Below are 19,387 nucleotides of genomic sequence, written 5' to 3'. Positions count from 1 at the left end.
ACCTCAACCTCACCGGCGTCACTCGATCAGTGACCACGCTGAAAACGCTCAGTGATACCGCCCTGGCCTATGACCTGCTGCTTGCTCTGGGCAAGCCGGCCCATATCCCGGGGCGTTTCCCGCACGGCCGCCCGCCGTTGTGGGAGGCCGCCGCTGCGTGGACGAGTGGTCTGGCGGTGACCCGCCTGACCGTCCTGCGCGCCCATCTCCTCGACGAGCGCCGCCTGCAGCGCATTCTGGGCCTGTGGCGGCAGACCGGCATCCATCTCACCATTGTCGTCCACCGCCCTCGCCTGACCGCGGCTCTCGAGCGTGCCCTGCCCGCCAGCGGGTACATGACCGTCCATACGCTCGCCGAGGCCCGAGCCCTCTACCAGGGCGACGACACCACGGAGGGCGTAGCGCCGCTGATGCCTCCTGCGCCGCCGGCCGCCTGGCGCTGGATCACCCTGGAGGCCCTGAACCGCCTGGTCTCCTACGACAGCCCCCAGCCCTGCACCGCCGCCTGTAGCCCGCGTCCGATCGTCTACCTGCAGCGCCCGGCACCCCTGGCGACGCCCCCGGCCCAGTCCGTCGAGCTGGCTGCCCGCCTGCACACCGCGAGCGCCCACCCCGCCCGCGCCGCGGCCCTCGCGGCAGCCGTCGCTGCCGGGGCCTCGTTTCAACAGCTCACCACGGCCCGAGCCGACGGCTTCCACCGCGTCGACAGCACCCTTACCTTGCACGACCGCACCCGCTACACCGACGGCTGCGCGATCTACCCCGTGCCGGCCTGGGCCGTCCCCTTCCTCCACGCCGCCGCACAGTTCGCCCGCATGACCGGCACGCCCTACCTGCTGGCCGCGCCCGCCGACCGCCCGGCCCTGCTGCGCTTGGCCGAGACCATCAAGATCCGCCCGCCGCAGCCTCGCGCGGACCGGTCGGGGGCGCGGTGCGGCCCGGTGGTCTGGGACTGGGCCGAGAAGCGCGAGGCTCTGGGATACGAGCCCCCTCTGCCTCCTGCTCTGCCGCCCGGCCCTCGTGTCACGATGGCTGCGCGAGCCCGAACTCGATGAAGTCGACCTCCCTGAGCTTCACCTTCAGCGTGTCCGCCCGCTGGCCCGTCTGACGGAAGTAGACGTGTCCCAAGGCCCGGCCCAGGATCACCTCCTGCTGTTTCTCCGAGGCACCAGCCTCCCAGGCTGCAAGCAGTTCCCGGGCAACCTCTCCCGGTACCACCGCCGTCACGAGCCGGTGCCGCGGATCGTCGGTGCTCCCGATGCTGGCCGTGAACCCGAACCGCGCCCGGGTGTGCACCACCAGCCCCTGCTGCTCCGCGGTCGCCCGGCGACGCGCCCGCACCAGCGGCTGCCACCGGGCCCGCACCTGTGTCTCGATGACCGCCGCGTGCCGGACAGAGGGCTTGGCCCTCGCCGACGCCCTTCGAGCCGTCCATCGCTGAACCGTCCGCCGGGACACTCCCAACTCCCGCGCCACCACCTGCTTGGAGCCCTTCGCCCACCTGAGCAGCGCAGCGAGCTGCTGCTCAAGGGTCTCTGGTACCGGCCGTGTGTACAGCAGCTTCTCCAGCCCTGCCCCGATCAACCTGACCCTCCCGCAGAACCAGTCGTTGCCGCAGGTCTCTCATGCCCCAGGAGGCCAGGTGCTCGGAATCTCGGTCTCTTCGCTACGAGGTTCCGTGATGCGGTAAAGAGGTTGGTCGGTCACGCCAGCTCGGCCGGGGCGAGGTTCGGCCGTGATCATCGCCCCGGCCTATTGCGTCAGCGGAGTGACAGCCAGGTGCTGGCGTAGATCACGAGGGTGCCGCCTATGGCGGCTGCTGCTCCTCTGACGAGGTGGATGCCGGCCTCGTTGCGAATCTGGCGCGCCTTGTCGCGCCACCGTGAGGCTCGGGGCGCAGGGCTTGGCCCGGGGGGTTCCTCGGCGTCGGCTATGTCCGTACGCTCGGTCGTGGACATGTGGTTCTCCTTCGTTGGGGGACTGTCCTCTGCTGACGGCTCCCTGCCCACCAGGGGGCCGTCGCCGTTTCCGAGACAGCCGCGCCGCGTCCACTCTGTGAGACGAATGGCGTCTCTTGAGGTGGATGACATCAAAGAAAGCACCTCGAAAGTGCCTCTGACCAGCGAAAACGACTAGTTGTTGAAGCAGGTTTTCTCGGGTCACACAGAGCCAGATGTGGCTCTTAGCGTGTGATTGTTGGTCCGTAACGTGATCGGCCACGCCTTTGTGGGTCGTCATGTGTTTTTGCGTGGGGTCATGCAGTGTGAATATGTGTCTTTCCGTGTCTAACGGCATTGGTGCGTGGCAGAGTTGGGGAGTGCCTCAGATGCTGCGCATGCCCGGGAAAGATGTACTGCCTCCCGGGCCTGGACGGGACTTCGTTGCGGAGCTTCGAGTCCACTTCAGGGATGGGAGGTCTCGGTGGTCTGACCGGGATGTTTCTCGTTTTGTTGTCCAGTGATCGTGTTGTGTGCTTGTCCAACTTTTTTGTTCTCGTGGGGTGTTGTGTGTTGATGATGGGTTTGTCGGTTGGACGGGGAGTGAGGGTCGGCTGGTCACTGGGTGAGGATTGGCTGGTCAGTGGGGTGAGGGTTCCAAGTGGGGTAGGGTTTTCTTGATCGTTTAGGGGTTCGGTGTGCCCGGACTGTCTGTCGGGGGTGCCGGGTGGGGTCTGTGGCGGATGTGGGTGTGTTGCGTCCCGTGGCGGTACGCAGGTTGCTGGCCCTGGAAAGTCGGGGTGAGTTGACACCGGCGCATAGGCGGATGGTGGCGCAGACGCTCGGGACGTCGGAGCGGACGGTACGGCGTTGGCTTGCCGCGGCTCGCGCAGAGAATCGTTTCGGCCCGGCGTCGCGGGAGCGGTTCGTTCTCACGCCTGAGGTGTTGAAGCTGTTGGCGTTCCATCGTGGGAACGCGGCCGCGCTGCACCGGGAACTGGTCGCCATACAGGCCGGGGGAGGGGCTCCAGCGCCGTCGCTTGCGACGTTGTACCGGGCAGTGGCCCGGGGCCTGTCGCCGGGCCAGTGGGCTGGGCTTCGGGGTGGTGAGAATGCCCGCCGCGCCCATGACGTGTTCTTTCAGCGCCCGGCCGTGCACCGCAATGAGGTGTGGGAGACCGATCATGTCCAGGTGAAGGTGGACGTTGATATCGAGGGTCGGCCGGGCCGGCCTTGGGTGACGTGGTTCATCGACTGTGCGACGCGGGTGATCTGCGGGTTCGCGGTGACCGCGCAGGTCCCCAGCCGTGAAAGCATCCTGGTCGCTTTGCGGGACGCGATATCCCGCGACGGGGAGCACGGCCCTTTCGGTGGCCTGCCCGGAGCGGTGCGGGTCGACCGGGGGAAGGATTTCCTGTCCCGCGCGGTGGGTGAGGCGTTGGGAGCGTTCGCGGTCCCGGTGGTCGATCTTCCCGCTTACAGCCCGCATCTGAAGGGCACCGTGGAAGCCTTGAACAGAGCTGCCAAGCAGATGTTCTTCGCTTCTCTTCCCGGCTATACGGCCGCACCGCGTCTGAAAGGCGGCAGGAAGTCGGCCGGCGAGGAGCAACTGCTGCCGCTGGAGGCGTTCATCACGCTGCTGGAGCAGTGGGTGACCTGGTGGAACACCGAGCACCGACCGCGTTCCCTTGCCGGCCGTACCCCGGCGGCCATGTGGGAGGAGGATCTGACCCCGGTCGAGGACGCTGAGTCGGGCGCGCTGCACATGTTCACCCTCGAAGACGACGGCCGGGTCCGTGTTCTCGCGGGCAAGGGGGTGCGGTGGAGGAACCGTCACTACGTCGCGTCCTGGATGACCGGTCAGGCCGGGCGGAAGGTACGGCTGCGCTATATGCCCCGCCATGAGCACGAGATAGAGGTCTACGACGCCGCTACCGGGCGGCATCTGGGGTCGGCGTACCTGTCGGACCGGGCGAGTGCGGAGCAGATCCGGGAGATGAAGCGGGCCCGGGCGCGGGAGGCCGACCGGCTCAAGCGGCTGCTTCGGGCGGCGGAGAGGGAGCGCGCTATCCGGTTTGCGGCGGCTACCCGTGGCACGCCCCCCGAGGTGCTGGGCACGGTCACCGAGTTGGAGGCCGCCGCTGCCGTGCGCGCGCATGGTGCCTCGGATCTTGCCGAGGCGGCACTGCCCGGGTATCTGCCGCTGCTCGACCGGATGCCCGAGTCCTGGACTGCTCCGAAGCTGGCCAAGACCGCGGCTCCTAGCATCGAGTACGACGACGAAAGCAGCCTTGCCGCGCGATGAACGCCATACCCGCCGCTCGCACCACCCCGGCCGCCTCGTCCCCGGTCCGCCCTTCCTCGGCCCGTCCGTACCGTGGCCCTCTGCCGCCGCCGCGTAAGGACCACTACCTGTCGCTGCCCGACGCGAACGTGATGGGCACGATGGCGATGAAGGAGACGCTGGCCAATCTCGGGGAGGTGATCGCTGCCCGCGGCATGATGTGTCTCTACGGTCCGGCGGGGCTGGGCAAGACCATGTCGGTCAACGCCGCGCTGCGTGAGCTCGCCCCGCAGGCCACGCGCCGTATTGAGTTCCGCGGTCGCCCCACGGTGCTGGACATCCGCCACAACCTGTACAACGTGCTCGCTCTGCCCGGCAAGCCCCCGCGGCAGCCGACCGCGTTCGACACACTGCTCAAGGACATGCTCTCCGATCAGTTCCGGGTGTTGGTCTGTGATGAGGCTCAGTGGCTGCGCGAGGAATCGTTCGAGTACTTCCGCCACCTGTTCGACGACCTTTACACCGACATCGCGGTGGTGTTCGTCGGCGGCGGCAACACCTACGAGGTCTTGGCCGGCAAGGACATGCTGGCCTCCCGGGTGCACATCTGGCAGGAGTTCCGACCGCTGACCCGTGCGGAAGTCCTGACCACAATTCCGGCCTACCACCCAGTGTGGGCCAGCGTGGACCCCGATGACCTGCTGTACTGCGACGACGTGGCCGCCCACGGCGTCTTCCGCACCTGGGCCAAGATCACCTACCACCTGGGGCGCGCCCTGGACGCCCGGCCCGGTCTTGAGGTCGACCGGGACCTGCTGCGCTGGGTCTTCAGCAAACTCGGCCGCCGCACCCAGCCGTGAGCAGCCCCGACCCCGACCCCCGCCGCTCTGTCCGCCGCGCCCCGGCGCCTACCTGAGATGCCGCACACCCGTGAACGACACATCTCCCGCTGTCACCGTTGTGCTCGACCCCGGGGACGATGCCGCCGTCACCCGGGCGGCGCTCGCCGCGCACGACCCGGCGGCCGGCTGGATCACCGTCCACCCAGCCCCTGGCACCAGAAGCGACCGCTATTTTGCTCACGACCTGCTGGCGGCGCTGGGCAAACCTGCGCACCTGCCGGGCTTCGCGGTCTCCCGTGCCCCGGTGTGGGAGGCCGTCACCGCCTGGACGGCCGCGACCCCCGTCAGACGCCTGACAGTGCTGCGCGCTCACCTGCTCACCCGTGAACGCCTGCGGCGCCTGCTCGACCTGCGGGTGTTCACCGGGGCGCATCTGGTTCTGGTATGCCACCGCGCCCGGCTGACCGCCGCCCTAAACGACACCCTCGCCGATGAGCCCTCAACCCTCACCCACGCCCACGCTGGCTTCTTCGCCGGGGCCGCCGCGTACGGTCTGGGCCGGCCCGCCGCACCGCCGCGGACCGCAGGTGCCTGGATCACCGTGCCGGCGTTGGACCGGCTCGCGGACTGGGCGGACGGAGACGGATCGGACCACTGCACCGGGTGCGTACCGTCGTCGATCAGCTGGCGGTACCGGCCCCGCCCCAGGGCACGCTCACCGCGGACCACTGCGGAGATCGCCCGCCGTATCCACACCGCGACCGCGCACCCCCGCCTGGCCGCCGCACTGGCCACCGCCGTGCTCACCGGGGCCACCGGACAGCAGCTGGGCACCGCCCGCCTGGCGGACTGGCACCGGGAAACCTCCACCCTCTCCCTGCACGACCCTGCCGGCGAGGTCGACGGCTGCGCCACCCACCCGGTACCTGAATGGGCGGCGCACTTCCTGGATGCGGCCGCCTACTTCACCCGCCTCGCACCAGCACCCGGCCTGCCCCTGCTCATCCGGCCCGAGGAACACCCCGCCCTGCTCCGCCTCGCCGAACAGGCTCGGCTGCGCCCACCCCAGCCGGACATGGAGACCGCACGCGGTGCCGTTCCCGTCCACGGGATCGAGTGGTTCTACCGCCAGCTGGAGGAGGCAGGCCTGGACAGCGTGGAGCCTCCGCCGGTCCGGCGCCCGCGACTGCGAGGACGACACAGCGGGAACCGGCAGGCCGTCGCACCGTAAGCGGCTGCAGAAGACCTGCGGGCGCTGCCGGTGCGAAGCCGCGCCGGGGTGTCTGTCCGGCGATGACCGGGACTTTGGCCGGCAGACGGATACGCGGCCTGGGCCCAGGCCGCGTGGACGGGGCGGATTGTGCTGCCCTCGGGCCGCCCCTGGTGTCAGCTCCAGCGCATACCCGCGCCGTCCAGCGCCTTGATGCGCTCCGGGGAGAGGTCCGCCCGACGTGCGCGCTGGTTGGCAATCCAGGTTCCGAGTTTGATCTCCGTGCCGTCGAAGGTTTCCACATGCTTGCGGGGGACCTTGAGGTGTCCCTCGCGTTGTGCGTAGGCCTGCGCGGCAGCAAGGTTCCGCCGGAACGTGGTCTCCTGGGGCACGCGCCCGGCGACAGCCGTGTTGCCGGTGGAAGGTGTCATGCCGAGCTCGCTCAGCAGTCGGCGCTGCTCGGGGTCGAGGGTGTCCCAGACGATGTGCTGGCGGGCGCACCACTGCCCGATGTTCTCCCCGGCCACCATATGGCCGGGGGCGATGTCGGGGGATCCGCCCTCGCTGATGTGCCGGCGCACCAGGACGTAGCGCCGCTGCCACCCCACATCCCACTTCGGGCACCAGCACGGGTCGATGTCCTCCAACGCCTTCCTACGGGGAGCGCTCAGTGCGCTGGGGGCACCGGCAGACAAGCGTGCTTCACGACGGCGGTTGGCCAGCCACGTGCCGAGGGGAAAGCCGTCCACGGCCGCCTGCTGCGAAGCTGCAAGGTGCCCGTGGACCGCGAAGTACGCGCGGGCCACCGACAACCCCTCGTTGAACACATGATCGGGATGCCTCCACACCATGCCTAGCTGCTCCAACGCCGCGGTACGGACAGGCGACAGTCTCCCGGCCTGATAGGAACGGCGCTGATCACCGATCCACACGCCCAGCGGGAACCTGCCGTCCTTCGCGACATAGGGCACGACCAGGTGCCCGTGCCGGGCATGGAAACGGCGCGCGGCCGCCAGCCCATTCAGCCACACCCTGGATTCGGGTCTGATGACGCGCAAGTCCACGAACGCCGCGATATCGGCCGGGTCTTTGGCCTGAGAGAACAGCACCGACAGGCCGGCTTGCCGCACTCCGCCGCCTCTGTTGCCAACATGGCCCGGCCAGCTGGCGAGCCTGTCCACGACCTCGGTGTCGTGGGCACGCAGCGCAGCGAGGACCTTCACCAGCGGCAGATAGGACCCCGATCCCAGCCAGTCCTCATCGCGTGCGTCCGGGCCGAGGAATACCGGCACCAGCAGCGAGGCGACCTTGTCCCCGTGCGGCCCCTGGCGCAGGGCACGCCCGACGGTCTGGACGGTGTCGACGATCGACTCCCGCGGATCACCGAAAACCACCGCGTCCACGGCCGGTATGTCCACGCCCTCGGCCAGAACCCGGGCACTGGAGAGAACCGAGCGCTCCACCACTTGCCCGTCTGCTCGGCGGCCGCGTGCGAACTCTCCCAGAACCGCCCGCCGGTGGGCCACTCGGTGACCGCCGTGGAGCCAGCTCGACCAGACATCCCGCGGGTAGACACCAGGGTCCCTCTGGTGAAGCCGGCGGGAAGTTCCCTCAACGGATTCGGCGAAGTCCTGGGCATCCGAGACACGGTGATGAAACGTCATCACTCGTTCCAGGTGATGCTCGGCCGCGGCCTTGAGGACAGCAGCCTGCAACGCCTCCAGTCGTGCCTGCGCTACGCCCGTCTGCGAACCATCACAGTCCGCCGATCCAGCGGTCAGTGCCTGGTCCCGGATCTCCAGCACCACGATCTGATACCGGGCCAGCAGCCCGCGATCTATGGCCTCGGCCAACGTGAGCCGATACGCCACCGGACCGAACACCTGCTCGTCATCCATCGAAGCGACCAGATGCGGTTCCCCGTCCGGAGCGCCAACCGCAGCTGACCAAGGCTCGGACACCCGCGGCGTCGCGGTCATGTACAGCCGCCGATCCGCAGGAATAGCGGCGTCATCGTGGATCGAGGCCCACGGCTTACCCCAGGACCCTGAGGTGCGGTGCGCCTCGTCCACGATCACAAGGCCCCACCGCCCCAGCCCTACGCGGTGGGCCTTGACGAGCACCTGCAGTGAGGCATACGTCGCGAATACCGTCACCGGCCCTGCCTTGCCGGCCCACCCCAAGACCTGCCGCCAGTCAGTCGTACACCGGATCGCCGCCGCATCCAGTTCCGGCTCTCTTCGCAGCGAGCAGACCGCCATCATGTGCCCGCCCCGTCCCGCACCACGCCAGACGGCCACTGTCTGTACCAGCAGGTCCAGCGTGGGCACAAGAACCAGCACCCGGCCCGCCCGGGCGACGTGCTGGGCGGTATGCACCCCCATCAGGGTCTTGCCTGTTCCGCAGGCCGCAACCACCGTCGCCCGCAGCCCCGTCCCAGTGACGCTCCCAGCAGTTGCCTGCCCCAGTGCCCGCACCGCCGCGTCCACGGCCTCAACCTGATGAGGCCGCAGAGCCCAACCGCCGGTCACTCCAACAACCCCCTGACGCGTCAGCGAAGAAGCGACCCAGCCGAGCTCCTTCCAGTCCCAGACAACGGTAATGACCTCGGCTTAAGGCCTCCCGACTGGAGGTGGACAGTACGGCCGCAGAGGCACGGAGTAGTCCATCGACGGTGGCACAGGTGCCCGCACCCCCCCAGCACCGCAGTCCCAGCTGCCAGCCATGAGCAGCCGCAGATCATCGCCAGGCACGCCGTATAGGCGCCTCTTCCCGAACAGACCGCATGCCGGTGCCACCCCTGCCCGCACATCCTCGGACCGTTCTCACTTCCGACCGCTGCCTACGGAGCGCTGCGCACTACCTCATGCCGCCGCCGGCGGCGCCTGGACCAGCTGGGATCGAGATACGGCTGCCGATGACGTCTCCTCCATCCTGGCTGCGTCTGAGAAAGCGGGGATCGGGCCAAGGGTTGACTCCCAGACCCTGGACGTCCGACGTCACGTCCGTTGCTCGTCCGAACGGGAGGAACTCCTTCACGGGCGTGGCTGTGGCCCGGTCTTTCCGAACAGGTCGGAGAACGAGAACGCCGCGGCGCCAGCCCCGCCGGTCGGACCTGCGCTCCCCTGCGCCTCCTCTGCGAGCCTGGCGATCAGTGCCTCCCAGCACGACGAACACCCGCACTGGCCACCGTCGCGGTGCTCCGTGCCGGTCCGTTGCACCGCAGCCCTCACCTGACCAGCCAGAACCTCGAACGCCGCCTTCCACCGGTCGGCCTCCGCCCTGTAGCCCGCAGCATCGCCTCGGGCCGAGCTCGCTTCCTGCTCGGCGCGACGCCGTGCCTGGATCATCGGCCAGTCGGGCCCGCCACCGTATCCGTACGACACACGCTCTCCTCTCACATCACCTTTGCCACCCTCCACCAACGCCGTACCCGCCGCAGGGACACGTAGGACCGTCCGCTGCTGAGCGATCACGACTGTCCGCTTTCTGCTGTGAGCTGGGCGTCGGGAATCTAGGCTGCCGGGAGCAAGTAGTACAGGGACGGGGCGGGCATGGCGATTACGGACATACGCGGCGACAGCATCCAGGACACGGAGTTTGTGGGCGGGTTCTGCCGCACGACCTTGCCCACACTCCTGGCTCGCGCGGACCTGACCGACAGCGAGGCGCACAGTGTCGTCGTCGATGTCATCCGCCGTGCACGGATGCTGGCGGCCCTACCGAGTGAATACGCCGATGTGCTGGCTACCCCCTTCCTGGAAGAGGTCAGTCAGCACCGTCCTCTGTCGGCGCCGGCGTGGCTTCGGGCTGCCGTGGTCGTCGCTGTCCGCAACAGCAAGCTGGAGGACTTCCATGCGCATGGCGGTCCCATCGGAGCCGCTGGCATAGCGGACATCACGGAAGCTGCCGCCGGCCCGCTCCGCTCTCTCCTGGAGCAGCCCGGTAAGCCGGTCACCTCCAACACCCTGGCGGACCTCGACACCGCCTACCCGCGCGCGTGGGCATGCCTGACCGCTTTGTCGAACGCGACGCAAGCCCCGGCCGGCAGAGAGGACAGCTACGTCCTTCCGCAGGCCTCGCGGCCCGCGCTGCCCGGTGCCGAGGAAATGTTCCACGCGCCGCCCAGCAGTGTCCGGCCTGTAGGCGACGGTCAGTCTGTCGTGGCCTCCGGCACCGACCCGCGTTTCGACCAGGCTCTGATCTACCTGCTGCGGCAGGTCAAGAGCCAACCTGGCTTCGTCGTCCCGCTCTCCGCGCTCAGCCGTCTCTCACGCGACAGCGGCAAGCAACTGCGTGTCCTGGAGTTCCTCCTGGCTCACCAGGCCACCGTCGTGACGACGAATTACCTCCTTGGCCCAGGCATCGTCGGTGTACGGGCTCGGCCCATGGTCAAGCCCGACTCCTACGATCTGCGGCGCAGCATGAAGCAGACGCGCGGCCTCGGGCCCACCCACACCAAGCTGCTGAAAACGTTGAAGCGAGACCACTTCTAGATCGCCCCGTACGGGCCCGGGCTGCTGGCCCCACCACCTCGGTCTGCAGGATGGCAGCGCCCCATTTCGTGCACCGATCGCAGGGCGCGCCCCGCCCAGACCCGACAGGACCCGCTCATGGCTCCGGGTTGTCGTCTGCCAGCCGTCCCCTGGGCGGCTCTGGGCAGTGCTGCGCCCATTGCCGCAGCACTGCCCTGTGGAGCGGGTCAACTCTCCAGGCGCGGAGCGTGGTCGAAGAACCGGTCCACCTCGTTGATCGCGATCTCCCTCACGCCGGGGTAGGGGCGGGGGAGGGGGTCGTTGGTGGCGGCGATGACCTGACAGGCGTAACCATCGGCGGAGGAGTCATCCGCGATGGAGATCAGGGTGTCGATCAGACGCAGGCTGGTGTCGCGATCGAGGCCAGTCGCCCCGAGTCCGGCCAGAGGCGAGTCGATGATCATCAACGGAGGGATCCGGACAGCCGCGTCGACCCGGCCGAGGTCGCGTAGGGCCAGGAGCAGAGCGACGTTCGTTGCGACCTTCGGACTCCCGGCGACGGAGCTGTCGTCAAACGTCTTGTCCGCCTCGTCGCGTTCCCTGACGAGGGTGGTGAAGTCATGCTGGTCGACGTGCGCGGTCTCAACAGCCGGGTTGATCTGCTGCAGACGGGCGAGAAAAAAGGCCGACAAGCGGCCGGTGACCTCCTTGCGGCGGACCCCACCAGCTCCCTGAGCGGCATCCCTGGCCCCCTGAGCGGCCTCCATACGCTCCTTCGCCTCCTTGATGACCTGTTCCTGGACCCGGATGTAGTCGGCGTTCTCGATCTGCCGCTTGAGCTGGGCGACATCCCGGCTGAGCCCAAAAGCCGCTTTCTCCGCCTGCTGTGCGGCGCTGCGGGCCAGCGCGAGGCGCTGCTCCTCGAAGGCGTCCCGATCCACGAGAGTGCGCGCCGCAGCCTGCTCGCCGTCCGCCGCCACCTGGACGGCGGCGGTCACGACGTCTTCCAGCTCGCGTACCTGCAGCCGTAGCCGGTCTACCTTCGCGCTCGCCGCGGCAAGCTGCCTGGCTCGCCGGTTCTCCCCTTCCGGGTGGGACTGACCGCACTGTGGGCAGTGCCCGGGGGCGCGTTCGGGGAGACGCTGCTCGCACAGTGTGCAGTCTTTCTGCGACGGCACCAGCAAGGCGTCACGGGCGCCCTCGGCACGCGCCAGGTCCGCCTTTGCGCCGCTCAGCTTCGCCCGTACGGTATCGGCGTGCCTGGCCGCCCTACGGCGGTGCTGCTCCGCAGCCTTGTGCAGCGCGGTAAGACGGCCGAGCTCTCCGACCGCTTCTGTCAGCACACCGGCTGCGTTTTGCCACCCCTTGGAGGCTGATTCATGCTCCCGGACCTTCTGCTCGTACTCGGCCCGGGTGGCGTCCGGATCGGTGAGGGCACCAGAGTCACGCAGCTTCTTGAACTGGGACAGAGCCGTGCGTGCGGCCCGGTACTGCGTCTCGGCCTCGGAAGCGTTCTTCTCCAGCCCCGCTAGATCCTCGTTCCACAGCCCGAGGATTACCTCCATGGCCAAAACCCGTGAAGCATCTGGCACACCGCCGAGGAACTCGGAGGCGATCGTCTTCTGTCGGAGAGCCAGGACGGTGTTGTAGAAGCTGTCCAGAGTGAGCCGAGTGCTCCCGCGGACGGCAGCCGGCAGTCCGAGGAGATCTTGGACGAACCCACTTGCCGTGACCTCACCGGGCTTCGACGAGCTGACCGGTAGCGCTTTCTCCGTCTCCTCGGGACGGTCCAGGTTCTTCAAGAGCACCTGAGCGCGGGGGTCTGAACCACTGCGGGTGGCCTGCCAACGTGTGCCGGCGACACGGAACACCAGACGGAGTTGCTCGCAGCTGCGGACCTCAGGCATCACCCGCATGGTCTTCAACCCGAGCGGATAGAGCATCGTCTCCAGCGCGGTCGACTTTCCCGATTTCGAATGGCCGACCAGGAAGGTGACCAGCCCTTTGAGGTGCCGGACGTACCAGATGCCGCCGCGTTTGAACTCAAGCCGCTCGATCACAAACGACGGGCCCACCAGGCCTCCTTCACAGCAGGTGAAATTGGTTCACTCCGGAGAACGAGCAGCCGCCGAATGGGTGACGTCCCACGTGGCCCTCCCGGAGGCTGCCGGTACAGCCAAAGAGGCACACGAGGCTTGTCGGCCGCTCGGCGTGGCGGTGTATTCCACCGCCCCGCCGCCGTCTGGCTCGACGCCGAGTCCTGCTGCATCGAACTACGCCGCGGTCTGAGATGACCTTGGTCCCGGACACGCTGGCAGCTGCATCGATGTACTGCCGTCGGATGCCGGAGTGAGTCTTCCCGATGCCGAAATCTGGCCACCCTTGCTGGTACTCGGTTCGTGCTCGATACACGCTCCGTTACGATGGGTGCCACGATTGCTGGTAGGCGGCAAGGACGGAGACTGAGTATCTGTCCGGGCGCAGCGGAGCAACGGCGCAAACGTGCGTTAGTCCGGGCTTGAAGCATCCGGGGTCGCGCTTGGAGATGGCGGCATCCGGCGCTGAGCCACGGGCCGGGATGCAGGGGGCGGGAAGTGCGGAGCGACTTCGGGGATTTCGTTGTCGAGCAGGCCATCGTTCACGTGGTACCTCAGCGCCCCAAGGGTGACGAACCTCCTCCCCTTCAGCTGAGCGAGGCAGCTTGCCGGCTCGACGATGCCGTGCGCACGGCGTTGCAGGCCAAGCTCCGCGATGTCCTCGACCGCCTTGGGCGCGAGGTGGTGGAGGACCCCGAACTGAAATCGGTCCTGCCCGATGCCGTGCGGGCCTACCTGGCCGGCGAGCTGGACCTGGTGGCGGTATCCGGAGAGCTGGCCCACGCGCTGCGCGACAGCCAGAACGGATCCAGCTCGGCGGGCCTTCTCCTGGTGGCCGCTGCCCGCCTGGACGATCAGCACGCACTGCTGATGGTCAAGCTGGAGCAGGAAACCGGCATGCAGGCCAACGAGATCGTCACGGACGGCCTGCGGACATTCGACATGCAGTACTTCGCCAACCTGCTGTTCACCGAGAGATCCAAGGTGTACAAGGTGGCCCTCTTCTCCGAAGAGGGGAACACCGAGCAAGGACTGCAGGGCTGGGCCGCAGACCCTCAGAAATCAGGCAAGGACGTGGCGCGGTTCTTCCTTGAGAAGTTCCTGGGATGCCGGCACCAGGACGACCCCAGGGAGCTGACCCGCCGCTTCCACGACACGGCCATGGAGTGGGTCAACAGCCGCTTCACGGACTCCGAGGTACGCGTGGATTACCTCATGGCTGTCATGGTCGAGCTCCAGAGCTCCGTCGGGACCCTCGACCCCGTGACGTTCCTCGAAACGCACCTGCAGCAACCTCATCGTGATGACTTCGCCGAGTTCCTGATGGAGAACGACGTTCCTATCCGGGCCTTCGACAAGAACACCGAATTCATCAGCAGCCGGCTGCAGAAGGTGCGTGTGGACCTCGCCAACGGGGCTTTCCTGGTTGCGCCTCTTGAAGCCGTTCAGGACGGCACCGTGGCCCTGGAAGACCTCGGGGACGGCCGCACCACCGTCTCGGTCACCAGCACGCTCCTTAAGACAAGCAGCGGTGCAGCGGCGGGAGGCCACAGCAAGCCTCAAAATCAGCTCGAGGAACGGCCCTCCCAGAAAGAGATGCTTCCCGGGCTCGAGAGCCTCGCCCTCATCACGCCGACTCGAATGCCGCAGGCTCGAACCGGCGACGACTTCTTGCCCGCGCAGACATGAGCCCTGTTGGCGCCACCCTCGTTTCCGCGATTCATGTGGAAGCTCCATGCCTCTGACCGTCGAGGACGCCTTCCAGCGCTACCGGCAAGAGCACCCGCGGATCGAGGCGGCAGCCAACGCCACCAAAACTCACCTCAGTAACCGCGCAGCACGCAAGGGCATCACCTGCCAGGTGAGTGCTCGGGCCAAGGAGCTCAGCAGCTTCAACACAAAGATCTATCGCAAGGCCTACACCGATCCCTGGAGACAGATCACCGACAAAGCCGGCGTGCGTCTGGTCGTACCCCACAGAGGGCTCCTCGACCCTGCCCTGGAACTGATCAGAGAATCTCTCGAAGTCATAGAGGTGCAGGACCACCGTGACAGCGACGACGGCGAGTACCGGCTGAGCTACCCGCGGTTGCACGTCCAGGCTGTCATGTTCGGAGGAGAAAAAGACCCGGATGGTGTCCCGTATCAATGCGAGATCCAACTCCGCACTGAAGCGGTTGATTTGTGGTCGCGGATGTCCCACCGGCTCCTCTACAAGCCCGGCGTCACCCCGCCACCGGATGTCAGTCGCTCGCTATACCGTCTGATTGCGCTGGTCGAACTGTACGACCTCGAGGTGGAACGGGGGGTGGAAGCCATGGCACAGCATCCCGAGCTCGTGCGCAGCAATCTCCTCCTGGACATGGCCGAACAGGTCTACCGCACGTTCACCGACCACCCCTACAGCAGAGATCTGTCACACGACGTTCTCGACGTCCTGGCGCAGACCATCGATGACGCCAGCGCCTACAGCGAGCGGCTGGCCGACTTCGCCGAATGTCACCGCACACGCATCCAGCGCGCCTACGCCGACTACGGCCCCACCAGCGACCACTTCCTCAAGTACGGCCGCTACATGCTGGCCAGCCAACCGGAAAGCCTGGTCATCTTCGAACGGCTGGCCAACGCCCGCTTCCGCCTCAAGGGAACCTGGGACGGCCAGCTACCCGAAACTATGCTCACAGACATGGCACACATCTGGGGGGTCTCCCTATGACGAACTCCGCGCAACCGGAGACCCCCGCGCTGGCCGCCGCCACCGCAATGTTCATCGAGGTCCTCGTCGTCGGCATCGGCACGCTCACCGCGGCGGCCCTGCTCTTCATCGCCCTCATCGGCCCGGCTAACACGACCAAACTCGCCCCTGTGGCGGGGTCCTCCCTGGCCACCGGCTTGTCCCTCGCCGCAGCCTACGCCTTGGGCATCCTCTTGGACCGGGCCGCCGACACCGCTCTGACCCCGCGCCGCCGCCGCCTGCGCTCCCGATACTTCGCCTCCAGCGCCGCCTACGCACAGGCACGCCTTCGCCTGACGGACTTACCCACGCTGGCGGCCCGAGCCGACTACGCCCGCTCCCGCATGCGCATCTGCCGCGGATGGTTCCTCAACACCCTGGCCCTGACTCTCGCCGCAGACCTGGCCATGCTGCGATACCCGCTCGATCACCGCCCGCTCATCCTGGGTGCCACCACCGTGCTCGGCGCGGTGACCGCTTTCGGTTTCTACCGAGCCTGGCGCGCCCTCACCTTGACCGGCTACCGCAAACTCGCCGAACAGACCACGCTCCCCGCCATCACCCCCTCAGTGCCCGCCCAGTCTCAGCCCGGGACTGCCCACAGGGCGAGCACCACCGAGGAGAGGTCGGGCGAATCCGATCCGGCGCAAGTCTGATTCCACCCCTCGGCTCCGCCTCGAAGTCGAGGAGACGATGAGGCCCCCTCCTGCGAGGCAACCCCGTCCGGCGCCAAGAGGCAAGAGGGCGCGTCGGCGGGCGTGGCGCGCTCCGCCCGAGCGCATCTCCCTCCCGTTTACCCAGCCGCTGCTGGGAGCATGGTCGGTATGAGCACCGCAACTCCGACACCGGCCCAGCCCAGCGGCCCCGAGCGGGCGCACCTGTTCCCGGACCAGGCACAGGGCGTGCAGCAGGCGGTGCGGCATCTGCGCCGACCAGGTACGCGCGGGCTGTATGTGTCGGCCACCGGCACCGGCAAGACCCTTGTTTCGATCAGGATCGCGGAAGCCCTGGACGCCAGGCTGGTGCTCTTCGTGGTGCCCACTTTGGACCTGGCCGTGCAGACCGCACTGGCCTGGCGCGCCGACGGCCGCATGGAGCACATGCTGATCGTGTCGTCCATGGACTCCTCCGGCCAGGACGCCCTGGTCACCCACCGGGTCGGCTCAACCAGTAACTTTCACGCTCTGGCCGGTTTGATGTCAGTGGTGGGGGAGGGGACAGATCAGCTCCCGGCGCTGACGGTCATCTGCACCTACGATTCCCTCGACAAGATCGAGAACACCCGGCATACCCGGTTCAACGTGCCTGCGTTCGATCTGATGGTCATGGACGAGGCACACCGGATCGCGGGCCGCGCCGACAAGAAATGGGCCGTCGTCAACGACGCCACCCGAATCCGCGCGGACCGCCGGCTCTACATGACGGCCACCCCGCGGATTCTGGCCGGCCCGGACCTCGCCGAGTCCGCCGACACCACCCGCCCCCGCCGACAACACCCCATGGCGGCGGACGCCGACGACTTCGCCAACTCGATGGACAACGAAGCCGTCTATGGCAAGAAGATCCACGAATATCCCCTTGCCCAGGCAATCGCAGACGGCCGAGCAGCCGACTATCGAATCGTGGTGCCCACCCTCACCGACCCGGAACTCCGCGAACGCCTCAATCTCCCCATCTCCACCCAAGAAGAAGATCCCAGGACAGACGACGCGCTGCGCACCACAGCCCTGCACTTGGCCGTTCTCAAAGCGATGTCCGAGCACGGACTACGGCGGGTGCTGGTCTACTTCAACCTCGTCGAAGACGCCAAACGCTTCGCCCGAGAAGTCGGCCACACCCTGCGCCAACTACGCCGTACCGCTCCCGAGCTGTGCCCTGACATGGATCCGCGGCTGTTCTTCGTTCACGGCGAGCACACCCCGCAGCAGCGCACGGCCATCTTCACCGACTTCGCGGCCGCGCCCTTCGCGATTCTCGCGAACGCCAAGCTGATCGCCGAAGGCGTCGATATTCCCAGCGTGGACGCGGTCGTCTTCGCCGACCCCACACGTAGCGTTCGCCGCTGCGTTCAAGCCCTCGGCCGGTCCTTGCGTCTGTCGGTGAGCGGCAAGGTCGCCAGCCTGATTATTCCCGTCTACGTTCCGGCAGGTGCCGATCCGCAGAACATCCTGGGCACCGCTTACGAGCCGGTGTGGGCAATCACCACCGCCCTGGCCAGCCACGACCACCGGATCGCCGAGCGCCTGCCCGACAAGGCCAACCGGCTTACCAGGGAGACCAGCCGCCTCATTCAGCACCGCTGGCACTTCGACTTCACCGTCCATCCCGAACGTATCGCCAGGGCGATGGACCTCGTCACGTTCGACCCTCGTGACGCCACTTCACGCCCCCGGCGTGAAGGACTGGCAGCCGCACAGTCCTTTCATGACCAACATGGCCACCTTGATGTCCCCGTCGACTACATCGACCCCACCGGCTATACCCTTGGAGCGTTCATCGCCGGCATGCGGGGCGCCCACACAACCGGCCGACTCGACGCGGCCTGGACCGCTGAACTCGATGCCTTGGGCATGATCTGGAACAAACACGACGCGGCCTGGCGTGCCAACCTCACCACCGTGACCGACTACCACGCCACCCACGGCCACCTAGCCATCCCCGCCACCGCCCCCGGCGCTGCCTTCCTGGCCGAACAGCGCTCCCTGGCCGCCAGGAACGGACTTCCCCCAGCTCGCACTCAGGCCCTCACGGCCATCGACCCCGACTGGCAGCTCCCTCACGGGCCGGACTGGCACCGCAAATATCATGTCCTTCGCGCCCACCTCGCAGCCGGCCATGATCCAGCCACCCTGAACCTTGACACCATTCTGGGGACGGTCAAGGCGGGCCGCTGGCTACACCGCCAACTGACCGGCTTCACTACCCTCCACCCACGTCAGCGGACTCTCCTCACCGAGATCGGCCTCACCCCTGATTCTCATCGGCTGACCCCGCCACACCGGACCCGCCGCTCCTTTGAAGAGACCGTCCAGCTCCTAGAGTTCTTTCTTCACAGGGAAGGACGCGCCCCCACAGCGCGCGAAGAGATCACAGTCGACGGCGAGAACGTCAAGATCGGCCCCTGGCTCGCCAAGGCCCGAACCAAGCAGCGCGCCGGCCAGCTCGAGCCCCGCCACGCGGCCCTCGTGACCGCACTGTTCAAAACCGACTGGACCCACGACTCTGCCCAGCCCATTGGCCTTCCTCATAGAAGCCACAGGAAGGCCACAAACCCCCTGCCAACCATGGCCCCTGACATGTGATCAACAGCCCATGCGGCTCCCTCGAAACCGATCTGCTTTTGGAAGGAGGGAGCAGAGAAGAATCCGGATTCCCAGAAAGTTTTTCAGCAAGGAAGCGGTAGACTCAACCGAGGCCACAGTCGGGTTTTGCCCTCGCCCCACAGAAGCCTGAGACAACCGAAGCCCCCGCACGAGACCTTGCCGCCAGCCGAGCACTGAAGGCGGAGCCGGAAGGGCTCAGGGGTGGAAGCGAAGCGGACATCCCAACGGGCCGAAGGCCCGGACTCCGTGAAACGGTGTCACCTCCCGCGCAGAGCAAGGGAGCCTCAGGGGACTGCGCAGCAGTCACCGCCCGGGTGGAGCGAAGCGGAACCCCGGAGTCCGAAGCGAAGCGAAGGACTTCCGGCGCGAAGCGCCGGCCCTGTCCTGGAGCGCAGCGGAAGGACGCCCTGCCGAAGGCAGGGCCGCCGAGCGCAGCGAGGCGGTTCAGTCCCCAGCGCGCAGCGCTGGGGAACCCGCTCCGCGGGG

13 protein-coding genes are annotated in these 19,387 nt (G+C 67.5%); 9 read left to right on the top strand and 4 right to left on the bottom strand.

The window, feature by feature from the left end:
* Positions 1 to 1,055, top strand: a 1,055-nt coding sequence (locus ACZ6ZT_RS34280) for a hypothetical protein (RefSeq protein WP_469724331.1), incomplete at its 5' end; no start/stop codon positions are given.
* On the opposite strand, the gene tpg is transcribed toward ACZ6ZT_RS34280, so the two are convergent.
* Complete coding sequence (gene tpg, locus ACZ6ZT_RS34275; RefSeq protein WP_469724330.1) at positions 1,024 to 1,584, bottom strand: telomere-protecting terminal protein Tpg; 561 nt, start codon at positions 1,582 to 1,584, stop codon at positions 1,024 to 1,026. The two genes, ACZ6ZT_RS34280 and tpg, sit on opposite strands and share 32 nt — an antisense overlap.
* A 176-nt stretch (positions 1,585 to 1,760) precedes the next feature.
* Positions 1,761 to 1,958, bottom strand: coding sequence for a hypothetical protein (locus tag ACZ6ZT_RS34270; RefSeq protein ID WP_469724329.1), 198 nt, complete (start codon positions 1,956 to 1,958; stop codon positions 1,761 to 1,763).
* A gap of 805 nt (positions 1,959 to 2,763) precedes the next feature.
* Between ACZ6ZT_RS34270 and ACZ6ZT_RS34265 the strand changes: the two genes are divergently transcribed.
* The 3 genes from ACZ6ZT_RS34265 (at position 2,764) to ACZ6ZT_RS34255 (ending at position 6,294) form a co-directional block, all read left to right on the top strand.
* Entirely contained in the window at positions 2,764 to 4,242 is a 1,479-nt protein-coding gene (locus tag ACZ6ZT_RS34265; protein WP_469724328.1) for a Mu transposase C-terminal domain-containing protein, read from the top strand.
* Positions 4,239 to 5,081, top strand: coding sequence for an AAA family ATPase (locus tag ACZ6ZT_RS34260; RefSeq protein WP_469724327.1), 843 nt, complete (start codon positions 4,239 to 4,241; stop codon positions 5,079 to 5,081). Before ACZ6ZT_RS34265 ends, ACZ6ZT_RS34260 begins: the two co-directional genes overlap by 4 nt.
* 70 nt (positions 5,082 to 5,151) lie before the next feature.
* Positions 5,152 to 6,294 carry a hypothetical protein gene (locus ACZ6ZT_RS34255; protein ID WP_469724326.1) on the top strand — a complete coding sequence of 381 codons (1,143 nt, stop codon included), beginning with the start codon at positions 5,152 to 5,154 and terminating at the stop codon, positions 6,292 to 6,294.
* 155 nt (positions 6,295 to 6,449) lie between these two features.
* Here the strand turns inward: ACZ6ZT_RS34255 and ACZ6ZT_RS34250 are convergent, their stop codons facing one another.
* The gene (locus tag ACZ6ZT_RS34250) at positions 6,450 to 8,804 is read right to left on the bottom strand and encodes a helicase associated domain-containing protein (protein WP_469724325.1); all 2,355 of its coding nucleotides are present in this window, start codon (positions 8,802 to 8,804) and stop codon (positions 6,450 to 6,452) included.
* Between the two features lie 1,023 nt (positions 8,805 to 9,827).
* Here ACZ6ZT_RS34250 and ACZ6ZT_RS34245 point away from each other — a divergent pair.
* On the top strand, positions 9,828 to 10,769 hold the full coding sequence (locus ACZ6ZT_RS34245; protein WP_469724324.1) for a hypothetical protein: 942 nt from the start codon (positions 9,828 to 9,830) through the stop codon (positions 10,767 to 10,769).
* Positions 10,770 to 10,975: 206 nt separating this feature from the next.
* On the opposite strand, the gene ACZ6ZT_RS34240 is transcribed toward ACZ6ZT_RS34245, so the two are convergent.
* Positions 10,976 to 12,823, bottom strand: a complete 1,848-nt coding sequence (locus tag ACZ6ZT_RS34240) for a hypothetical protein (protein WP_469724323.1) — start codon at positions 12,821 to 12,823, stop codon at positions 10,976 to 10,978.
* Positions 12,824 to 13,342: 519 nt separating this feature from the next.
* On the opposite strand from ACZ6ZT_RS34240, the gene ACZ6ZT_RS34235 reads away from it, so the two are divergent.
* The 4 genes from ACZ6ZT_RS34235 to ACZ6ZT_RS34220 all read left to right on the top strand — a co-directional run bounded on the left by ACZ6ZT_RS34235 (position 13,343) and on the right by ACZ6ZT_RS34220 (position 18,880).
* Positions 13,343 to 14,533, top strand: a complete 1,191-nt coding sequence (locus ACZ6ZT_RS34235) for a nucleoid-associated protein (protein ID WP_469724322.1) — start codon at positions 13,343 to 13,345, stop codon at positions 14,531 to 14,533.
* 46 nt (positions 14,534 to 14,579) lie between these two features.
* Positions 14,580 to 15,560: a hypothetical protein gene (locus ACZ6ZT_RS34230; RefSeq protein WP_469724321.1), complete on the top strand. Its 981-nt coding sequence runs from the start codon at positions 14,580 to 14,582 to the stop codon at positions 15,558 to 15,560.
* Positions 15,557 to 16,234, top strand: coding sequence for a hypothetical protein (locus tag ACZ6ZT_RS34225; RefSeq protein WP_469724319.1), 678 nt, complete (start codon positions 15,557 to 15,559; stop codon positions 16,232 to 16,234). Before ACZ6ZT_RS34230 ends, ACZ6ZT_RS34225 begins: the two co-directional genes overlap by 4 nt.
* A 168-nt stretch (positions 16,235 to 16,402) precedes the next feature.
* Positions 16,403 to 18,880 carry a helicase associated domain-containing protein gene (locus ACZ6ZT_RS34220; protein WP_469724318.1) on the top strand — a complete coding sequence of 826 codons (2,478 nt, stop codon included), beginning with the start codon at positions 16,403 to 16,405 and terminating at the stop codon, positions 18,878 to 18,880.
* Positions 18,881 to 19,387 lie beyond the last annotated feature (507 nt).

Source organism: Streptomyces sp. NPDC102258 (assembly GCF_055584685.1).
The sequence above is the reverse complement of the archived record's forward strand: the minus strand, read 5'-3'. Positions and strand labels throughout refer to the sequence as shown.